Raw genomic sequence first — 8,645 nt, 5'->3', positions numbered from 1 at the left:
GTAGTTTCCTTCAACCCGAGTTACACCGCTCGTTTGACACACCCCATAGTGTGTCAGCGGTCGTATCAGGTGCTTGTAGTCAGCGAGAAAGCTGTTCGAGCCTTGGTCGATCAGTTCGTCTGGGAGACGAAGCAGGCCCTTAGACGATTGGAGCGACGTACCACACTCGATCTCAACGTCCGCGACGACGAGGTGGCCTTCGCAGCCAACCATCTGATCTGGGAGATGAGGATCGAGGTCGGAGTGACGACCAGGGATGACCTCGACGAGTTCGAGGCACGCGAGCGGTACTAGAAGCTCCGACTGTCTGCCGTGTCCTCTGTATCCTGCTCAACGCGATACAGAAGACACCTTGTCAGTCTGATATGGACTCTTCAAAACTGAAGTGCACCAGCCACTTCAGCGAAAGAAGGTCCTTCGATGAACGCGAACACGGCGCGGGCGTTCACCGCGGCAGGCATGCTCCTCGCCGCCACGGCAGTCGGCATGATCGAGACCAACAGCCCCACTGCATCCGCGATCACTCCGCAGCGCTGCGGCTTCTATGCGCTCAACCCCGCGCAGGGCGAGAAGACTGGCGGCTACATCCACTGTGGCGGCAGTTTCATCCTCATCAAGTACCACTGGAGCACAGGCAGCACCGGCACGTCATGTATCGAGCCCTGGGGCAGCCGCCCCTTCTTCAGGGACGGCCCGCACAGGATCGTCAACGCCTACTACGTCACCACACCACCGAACCTCACCGGTCCGCCCGGAGACCAGAGGTGCTCAGTCAGCCAGCCAAGGGCATAAGCCCGTGCCAGCGCCGCAGGCTTAGCCCTGGCTTAAGCCTGCGGCGCTGGCACCTCTGCTGGTGATTGCGCCGACGCAACACACCTGCTCCTCGCTGATACGGCATCGACGGGCAGCAAGACGTTCAAACCTGTCGGTTCGGCGGCCCCTTTCGTGGTTGCTGTTGTGTGTGCTAGGGACGGATTCTCGTGCTCCTCACCGCTGATCCCTCCGCTCCAACCTGTCGGAGAAGATCTTCGAGCGTGATCAGCCCGCCTGCTGCCCTCACGCAGGGAATCGAGAGGGCTGACAACCTTGCCCATAGCAGGCGGTCGTGGTTCTCCGGCTCGTGCTCGCCTTCGACACAACGACGGTGATCTGACACCGCCCGCGCGAGGATGATCACGGTGTCGAGCAACGCCTTACGTTCCAGCGCCAACGCCGTGTCCCGCTCCTGGGAGCGCAGTTTCTTCAACGCCGGCTCCAGCTGGACCCGCCGCCGGTTGCACCGCTGACGGATCATGTTGGCTTGCGCGGTCAGAGTCGTCTGCCCCTCCTCCAGCAGTAGCGCCTGTCTCTTACTGATCTCCTTACTTCGCAACTTGCCCCGGACGCTCAGGGCCGCGGACTTGCCGAGCGCCAGTTGCTCCAATGCCTCGCAGTCGACCTGGCGCAGGATCCGATCCGTCTGCAGGACGTAGGGCTCTGCGGTCAGCAGGCTCCAGACTGTTTCGTTGTCGTCCTCTGCGAACAGCTGATCAACGATCAGGACGCGGGCTGCGCCGTCGTCATCGGGATCGTGCGCGACCGGAAGCTTCATGCCGATGTTCCTTGTTCTTCGGCTCGCTTCTGTGCGCTCCTGTACAGCCTCAACGCCTCCCGCGCTCCAGCCACACCGTCGGCGTTGAGCTGGTACCGACAACCCGCGTGAAAGTCCAGAGCGGCAGTATCGCCTTCGTCAGCCCAGCTGAGGTCCAGCCAGTTGCAAGATCGGATCGCGCGCAGCCGCGACGACGCAGAAGCAATACTGATCCCCATCGCCTCGGCCAGCTCCCGGACCGTGTGCGGTTCCTTCCACCGCAACAGCTCCCGCATCAAGTCGGCGCGCCGCCCATCCATCGTGATGGGAGTCGGTGCTTCTCCCCATTCCGCAGCCGTGCCCAAGGCGGTCAGGCGAAGGCACTTCACCGGCCTGCGCGCCTTACGTGCCGCGCCCGTTCTCCACGACACCGACAACCAACCGGCAACCGTGAACACATCGGTCACGTTATGCACCGTGGATCCCGGCAGACCCGTCGCCGCCATCACCTCCGACACCGACAGTCCGGTCTTCGGGTTCTCCTGGAACACCTTCAGCACCTGTGCCCGGACGTCCGTCCGCTGCGGCGGCCCACTCAGCCTGATCAACATGTCGAGTCCCTTCCATCCGGGGTTTCCAAGGCCGCACAGACAGCGTTTCCGTTTCACAGCAAATCCAGCAGCGAGTACGCCCTCGAGTGACTCCGCAGCAGCGGCGGCCCCTGTCGACCTCGCGACCACCTCGCCAGAAACAGCAGCAGCATGAGCACCTCCAGGCGCAGAAGCGACCGACGAGCCACACCTTCGCTCCCGGAGCGATCGCACGGCCCTGCCGCCCACGTACCCTCTGAAATCCGCTCGGTGCGCTGTGGTGGTGCTGACAGGCACCGTGTCTGCCCCCAGGGCGATGGCTGGCGGTCCCCACCGGCGCGCGCAGCGTTGGAAGTGACCAGGGACCGAGGCGAACGCCCTGCGCATCCGCCAGACCCCCATGGCCGTGTGAATCCGCTCGGCGTCAGCATCAGTGACGCGACCCGGCCTCACTCGCACGCCTCCGCTCCGAGACGCGCGGCTCTGCGGCACAGATAGTCGAGAAACTCTCGACCAGTGACAGCTGCACGTCGCATCGCCCGGAAGTGACAGTTGAAGAAGTCGATCGACACCTGATCACGCAGAACGACGTGTCCCTTCTGCGGAACTTCGGCTACCGCACGAGCCATGTCGATGACGCGGTACGAGATCGGTTCGGCCGGAACGTCCGCGCTGAGCGGAATCATCCCGATGGAAGTCTTCACCTTGACCAGATCAGCCAGGTGCTGGAGCTGCTCCCACTCCATCTGCGCCGGCAGGCCCGCGAGTCGCAAGATCGTCGATTCGCACAGCAGGAACACGTACTCGTGCTGCGGATGCCCGAGCCGGACCTGCCGTTCAACGAGCTCGTCCAGGCTGGCGCGTTGCTGCGCAACCGACAGCGCTCGCACCACGTGCCGATGAACAGCGTGCGTACGCAGGAGATCCGGCAGGCTCTGTGACGCCATCACGAAGACCTGGGCCGCCCTCGCCTCCATGTTCAGGGTCCGCTGCCAGCTTCTGCTGTGAGCTGGCGCGACGACGACCGTGGCCGTCGAACCGACTCTGTGCAGGTCATCGGCGAGCCGGAGGATCTCACCGCGGATGTCCGGATCGACGTATCCGATCGCGTTCAGGAAGGTCTCGATCTGCTCCCGTTTCGGAAGCACCGTCCCGTTCATCACCTTCGACCAGTAGGACTGGCCACGTCCAGCAGCCTCGCCCGCAGCTGTCACACTCAACTGCTTCTCGGCTTGCAGACGTTTCAGAAGGACCGTCAGTCTGCGCCGCGTCACCTCAGCATTCGACCCAGCACCAACCATCAGACAATACTCCAATTACTCAATTTCCCTGCAACACCACAGAAACAGTCGACCAGACTGGGACTGCTAGCCGATCTCTCGTTCTCCGACGGGCCGGAGGCCATCGCTCCGCGCGCACAGATCGTCCAGTGTGGGAAGGCTCTGTCAGGTCTTGTCCGTCCACTGTGGCCTTTCCGGCCGGTGAATCAATGCCGGTGGCAGTGATGGAAACGCCGCAGGGTGCGCGTGGCGCAGGCCGGCCACCAACCTGAGACTCATGTGATGTTCTCCCCTGGCATGAGCAGGTTAGTTGCAGTTGACCGCTCGGCGGCGCGCATCGCTTCCCCGAACCAGGACGCATGGCGGTCGAGCTTGCGTGCCGCCGCCGTCACGAGAACGGCCATCACCTCGAACGCGCCAGCTCCGCACATGACCGCAGCGGCTCGCCCGATGGCGCTCGCATCCCTTGCTGCGTAAGCGGATACCACGGCGGAGGCGACTTTCACGTTCTCGTGCCACGCAGTGCGATCGTCGTCGTCTACGTCCTCAGGGACCGTGAACGTGACCGGGAACTCGATCGGGCACACCAGCTGATCACGGGGAACACCATCAAGCAGTATCGCGGCCAGGACGCTCGCTGCGGCCACGACAGCTTGCTCTCCATGTGTGGCAATGATGTGGAGTGAGTCCTCGACCAGTTCAGGCTCGGCCCGCAGCTGATGACCCACGGCGCACACGGCCCAGCGGCGGCCGACGTCGGCTCCGGCATCGCGGCGCAGCCGAAGCTCATCGTGAACAATCTGCTCCGCACCGCACGGCACGTACGCACTGCCAGCAGCGTCATCAGAGGTCATCGGTTTCTCTTCGTTCGTTTTTGAGGGGTCACCGCGGGTCGCGGTTTCGCATGCGACGCGGGTTCACGATCGGTGACGCAGCCACGCCGGGTTGCCCCGACGGCGACTTCCAGGACCGGGCTTGTCGCAATGTGAAGCAGCGCGGCTCGCGTAGGTAACAGGACGGCGGGGTCTGCTGCTTGCAGCTCGCGCATTGTCCAGGCGAACACGGAACGGTAGGAGTGGCCCATGATCACTCTCTTCGGCCGCGTGCCGCTGATGTCGGATGGACACGTTGAGTTTCATAGGCCGGCCGTGCCCGCCGTCACGGTGTCGACGGCCAGGGCATCGAGGTCGAGGGTGAGCTCGGAGAGCTTGGCGCGCAGGCCGGGCGAGTCCGCTTCGCTCAGGGCCGCCCGTGCCGCAGGCATGACGTGGAGGTCCAACCAGTAGCTGTTCCGCTCACGCGTCTCCGGATCGCTGGATTCCGACGTGCCGGTCTCCTTGCACATTACTTCCGCGTGGTGCAGGCGGTTCAGGCCGGTGCGGGCGACCGCTGTCGAACACCGCGCGGCCTGCGCCATCTGGCGGACGCGCCACCGCCGGGTAGGCCGCGACAGCGCGACCCCCAGCACAACGTAGTCGCTGGTCATCAACCGTGCGTCAGTCTTCATCGGTAGAAATCCTTTCCGCCGCAACGGCATCCGCGTCGAGTGACGAGTCACTGGGGCGCGGGTGACTCGGCGGCAACGTTGCGTTCACCGCCGCCAGCTCGGCGGCCAGCGAGCGGCAACTCGGGCAGCCATCGAGGTGTTGCTCGACTCTTCTGCGGCTGTGGCACACCGCTTTACGTGTCCAGCGGCTCAGCCTGTCCACGATGCTCGTGCACCTAGGCGCACACCGAGTCCTGTCCACATGGGCCGCCAGGTACGCGATCCGGAGCTCATCCCAGGCCCGGTGCGCGCGGGCCGAGACCGCGTTCGCACGGATCCTCAGCAGTGGCGCAGCGCGTGCCGGGGACATGGCCAGAACCTCCGTGTACCACAGGACTTGTTGTGCCGTAGGCGATAGGCGCTCGTAGGCCCGCACCGCCAGCGCCTGATCCAGCCTTGCCTGCAGTGCTGAGTCCTGAAGGGACATCTGTCCGGTGAGGTCGTCGATGTCGGCTGGCGGATCCTCCATCGGCTGCTCCCGTTGCTCCTGTCGTGACCGGGTGTATGCGAGGCGCGTGATGGTCGTCAGCAAGTACGCGCGGACCGACTGGGTCGGACCACCGCCCGCGAGCAGGATCTCCAGCAACCGGGTGAAGCCGTCGGAGACCAGCGCGTCAGCTTCTGCACGGCCGCGCGCGAGCGTACGGGCGCGACGAGTCGCCGCCCCGATGTGCCGTTCGTAGAGCGGACCGAACGCGGCCACGGTCCCAGCGCGCACCCGTGCGGCCAACTCGGCGTCGTCGTGGTGCGTGTAGTCCGCAGTGACAGTCAGCATCGTCGCCCCCATCCCGACACACCCATCGTCTGAGGTACTGCCCCCTGATCAGCCACGGGTAGACGGTCCCGATGTGGGTAGCCGGCAGGCCGAGCGACACGGCGATCTCGGAGAGCCTCGCACCGGCCGCGTGCTGATCGGCTACAAACAACGCCCGCTCGTCTCGATAAACGCGATAGGTCAGCCACCACGAGATCAACACCCGCCCACGCCCACCACAGCCGAGGCAGGCATCGGCTTCTGCCGACTGCCGCCACGAGGGCGCATCTGAACCCCGGCCTCGGCTAGCCACCGGTGGACCGTGCCGTACGGACGACCAACGCTCTCAGCGATGACGCGGATGCTCTCGCCCGACCGGTAGCGCTTGGCGAACTCCTCGACGAGCTTTTCCCGCTCAGGCAGCGTCAACGTGCGCGGCTTGTGGCTGACCGGTGTGGGAACGGTCATCGTGATGTCCTCTCTGGACAGATGGGTTCGATATGAAGAGGGAGGGAATCGGTACTTGGTCCCGAAAGACGTGACCTCCACCAGCAGCGTCATGGCGCGAGTCCGATGATCAGCTTCCACACGAAGGAGAACCGGCTGTCGATCTTGATTCGGGCGATCAGCTCCTGCGCCGTGCTCGGCACCAGCACTTCGCGCAACAGGCCACGCACGTCCCAGTAGATGCGTGGCGACAACCGCCCTGCGGCAAGACCTTGCAAAAGGGCGGCATAGCGCCATATCTCGCGTTGTGCCTGCCGGTCATGCCGAGCCGATAGCCGGAGCGTGATCTCCCGGGCGGTGCGGTCGTCGCCAGCATCGTGGGCCAGCGTCATCCGCAAACACTCGCCGACACCGTGCAGAAACAAGCTGGCCATGCCATCGTCCAGGCCGGCAGCGAGCACGAGTTCGTCGTACACCTCGGTGTGCAGCGGATGCAGAGCATTCCTCAGCCGGTCCGACTGCACGATCAGGCCGCTGTCCGGGGAGAGCAGCCTCACCCACCAGTACTGCGGGACCAGCCGGTCCGCCTTGAAACACAACGTTCTGCACTCGTCAGGCTCATTGAGCTCCCGCCAAGCGAACAGCCCGCACTTGCCGCACCTGGTGATCCTCACTGTGCGCCCCCTACCTCGGGCATCACGGCACTAGCGCACGTCGAGCTCGGATTCGTCTCGGCAGCCGGGGCGTACTTGGCTTGTAGTGCCAGCACGTCCCAGCATTTCGGGCACCACCGCTGCAGCGGCACGTCGCGCGGGTCACGCGCCCGGCCACGGGTCACAAGCCGGTCGCAGTGCGCCCACCACAGGCCTCCTCGCAGCGGCGCCTGCTCGCGCTGGACTCGGTGGATCTGCTGATCGACTTCGCTCCATCCCTGCAAGGCAGGTCGTCCGCCGTCCGGCAGTTCTGGAAGCACGGTCGTCACTTCCGCGGAAGCCATGATCAGCGCTGAGGGTTCGCGCATCGGCTCGATGGGAGTAGTAGGCACGCCGTCCGCATCTACGCTGGACGGCCTCCCGGCGCGCTCAACAACTGCGGAAGCCGTCGTGAAAGACCGGATGAACGCCCGCCCCACTCCTTGCGGTGCCACGCCGGGCGCCACCGCAAGCAGGTAGGGCGTGAACAGCGGGTGATCTCCACGTTCACGGTCATCCCAGGCCCGCGCCGTCCACCTCACGTCGACCTCGATCCGCGGCGGGGCCGTCACGACTCGCGCTCCACAAGCCGCAACCGCCGCGCTCGCAAGGTGATCATTTCGATGTCGAAGCGACCCGAGGCCTGAGTACCAGTGAGATCGAATCCGTCAGGAAGCGCGCAACCAACCAGGTCATAGGTCGCGATGAGCAGTGCGTCGCCGCTGCGCGCGGGAACTGTCGAGAGCATCCACGACACAGAGGTGGGCTCGTAGCCTGGCCGCATCAGCCGCACAGGGAACGACGACGAGACCCATCGCCCGTCGTACGGCAGGACCCTGCCGCAGGTCACCCCTATAGGGACGCCAAAGCCGGAGATCGACACGGTCAGCAGGGTGCCGGGCATCGGACGGCCACCTCGACCGAAGGCATGCTCACGCCAATAGGCATCCGGCGTCTTCAACCACTCCGGCCCGGCCGACGCTTGAAGATCCGCCTTGAGGTTTGAGGCGGGTCGCACCTTCCGCTGAGGGGCGAACGAAGCCCCGAGGTCGCCGATTTCCTCCTGCAGCGTCGAGGTCTTGAGCAGCGCGCTCATAGCGCACCGCCAGCAGGCAGCCGGCACCGGAGGTCATTCGCGCGGACCTTCGCATGCGCCTTGACAAGCTCCCCATATGTCATCGTGAGCGCGCCACCTGCCGGATGTGTACCCGCTGCGCCACATCGGAGACGTCGGCGGAGGCAGATTCGGCACAACAAGTTCGTCGATCCACGGTGTCTCGCCGTGGCCCCCAGAGCACCGCATGCCCCGCACCATTGGCCGAGACCCATCGGAACGGCTCAAGAAGCGCGAGCCCGGTCAGCATGACGACCACCGCTCTGAGGGGTGCATGTTGCTCAACATCCACATGTCCACAGCCCGTGCGTAAAAGTTGTTCGCACGCCTTCTTTCGATACGCCGCAACCACTTCCGTGTGCGGCACTTGCGCCTCCAACCGACGGCTATCGCGCCTGCTGCCAGCACAACGACGACACCCATCGCGGCCAGCACAGTCAGCACACCTGCGTCCACTGCGCACCTCCAACGGCTGAGACCTGACCCGCCTCACCGCTTGACCTGTGGGGCGGTAAGGCGAGCCGGTCACCGGCGAACCGGCCACATGAATATAACACAGTCATATGACTAGCACCACGTGTCGATCGGGTGAACCGCTTGCCGCCCCTGCTCCAACGACGTGCACACTTGATCGGCCAAGCCAGATACAAGG

Annotated in this window: 12 protein-coding genes; 2 read left to right on the top strand and 10 right to left on the bottom strand. The window is 64.8% G+C overall.

The features are described 5' to 3' along the window. Together LFM09_RS41195 and LFM09_RS41190 are read left to right on the top strand one after the other, a co-directional pair. A partial coding sequence (locus LFM09_RS41195; protein WP_414102073.1) for a hypothetical protein occupies positions 1–294 on the top strand: 294 nt, incomplete at its 5' end. Positions 295–420: 126 nt separating this feature from the next. After that, positions 421–792, top strand: coding sequence for a DUF6355 family natural product biosynthesis protein (locus LFM09_RS41190; protein WP_414102072.1), 372 nt, complete (start codon positions 421–423; stop codon positions 790–792). Between the two features lie 172 nt (positions 793–964). Here LFM09_RS41190 and LFM09_RS41185 read toward each other — a convergent pair whose 3' ends face one another. The 10 genes from LFM09_RS41185 to LFM09_RS41140 all read right to left on the bottom strand — a co-directional run bounded on the left by LFM09_RS41185 (position 965) and on the right by LFM09_RS41140 (position 7,975). Beyond that, a complete protein-coding gene (locus tag LFM09_RS41185) occupies positions 965–1,591 on the bottom strand; it encodes a hypothetical protein (RefSeq protein ID WP_414102071.1) in 627 nt (208 codons plus the stop codon). Next, the gene (locus LFM09_RS41180; protein WP_414102070.1) at positions 1,588–2,130 is read right to left on the bottom strand and encodes a helix-turn-helix domain-containing protein; all 543 of its coding nucleotides are present in this window, start codon (positions 2,128–2,130) and stop codon (positions 1,588–1,590) included. The genes LFM09_RS41185 and LFM09_RS41180 overlap by 4 nt, the downstream gene beginning before the upstream one ends. Positions 2,131–2,609: 479 nt before the next feature. Then, positions 2,610–3,461 (bottom strand): Scr1 family TA system antitoxin-like transcriptional regulator, encoded by an 852-nt coding sequence (locus LFM09_RS41175; protein WP_414102069.1) that lies wholly within the window; start codon positions 3,459–3,461, stop codon positions 2,610–2,612. A gap of 254 nt (positions 3,462–3,715) precedes the next feature. Then, positions 3,716–4,294 carry a hypothetical protein gene (locus tag LFM09_RS41170; protein WP_414102068.1) on the bottom strand — a complete coding sequence of 193 codons (579 nt, stop codon included), beginning with the start codon at positions 4,292–4,294 and terminating at the stop codon, positions 3,716–3,718. A gap of 281 nt (positions 4,295–4,575) precedes the next feature. Further along, positions 4,576–4,947 carry a hypothetical protein gene (locus tag LFM09_RS41165; protein WP_414102067.1) on the bottom strand — a complete coding sequence of 124 codons (372 nt, stop codon included), beginning with the start codon at positions 4,945–4,947 and terminating at the stop codon, positions 4,576–4,578. Then, complete coding sequence (locus tag LFM09_RS41160; RefSeq protein ID WP_414102066.1) at positions 4,937–5,761, bottom strand: sigma factor; 825 nt, start codon at positions 5,759–5,761, stop codon at positions 4,937–4,939. Before LFM09_RS41160 ends, LFM09_RS41165 begins: the two co-directional genes overlap by 11 nt. 195 nt (positions 5,762–5,956) lie before the next feature. Then, a complete protein-coding gene (locus tag LFM09_RS41155; RefSeq protein ID WP_414102065.1) occupies positions 5,957–6,208 on the bottom strand; it encodes a helix-turn-helix domain-containing protein in 252 nt (83 codons plus the stop codon). Between the two features lie 89 nt (positions 6,209–6,297). After that, positions 6,298–6,861, bottom strand: coding sequence for a hypothetical protein (locus LFM09_RS41150; RefSeq protein ID WP_414102064.1), 564 nt, complete (start codon positions 6,859–6,861; stop codon positions 6,298–6,300). Further along, a complete protein-coding gene (locus LFM09_RS41145) occupies positions 6,858–7,451 on the bottom strand; it encodes a hypothetical protein (protein WP_414102063.1) in 594 nt (197 codons plus the stop codon). Before LFM09_RS41145 ends, LFM09_RS41150 begins: the two co-directional genes overlap by 4 nt. Beyond that, positions 7,448–7,975: a hypothetical protein gene (locus LFM09_RS41140; protein WP_414102062.1), complete on the bottom strand. Its 528-nt coding sequence runs from the start codon at positions 7,973–7,975 to the stop codon at positions 7,448–7,450. The genes LFM09_RS41145 and LFM09_RS41140 overlap by 4 nt, the downstream gene beginning before the upstream one ends. Between the last annotated feature and the right edge of the window lie 670 nt (positions 7,976–8,645).

This window comes from Lentzea alba (assembly GCF_047445655.1).
GTDB classification, from domain to species: Bacteria; Actinomycetota; Actinomycetes; order Mycobacteriales; family Pseudonocardiaceae; genus Lentzea; species Lentzea alba_A.
The sequence above is the reverse complement of the archived record's forward strand: the minus strand, read 5'-3'. Positions and strand labels throughout refer to the sequence as shown.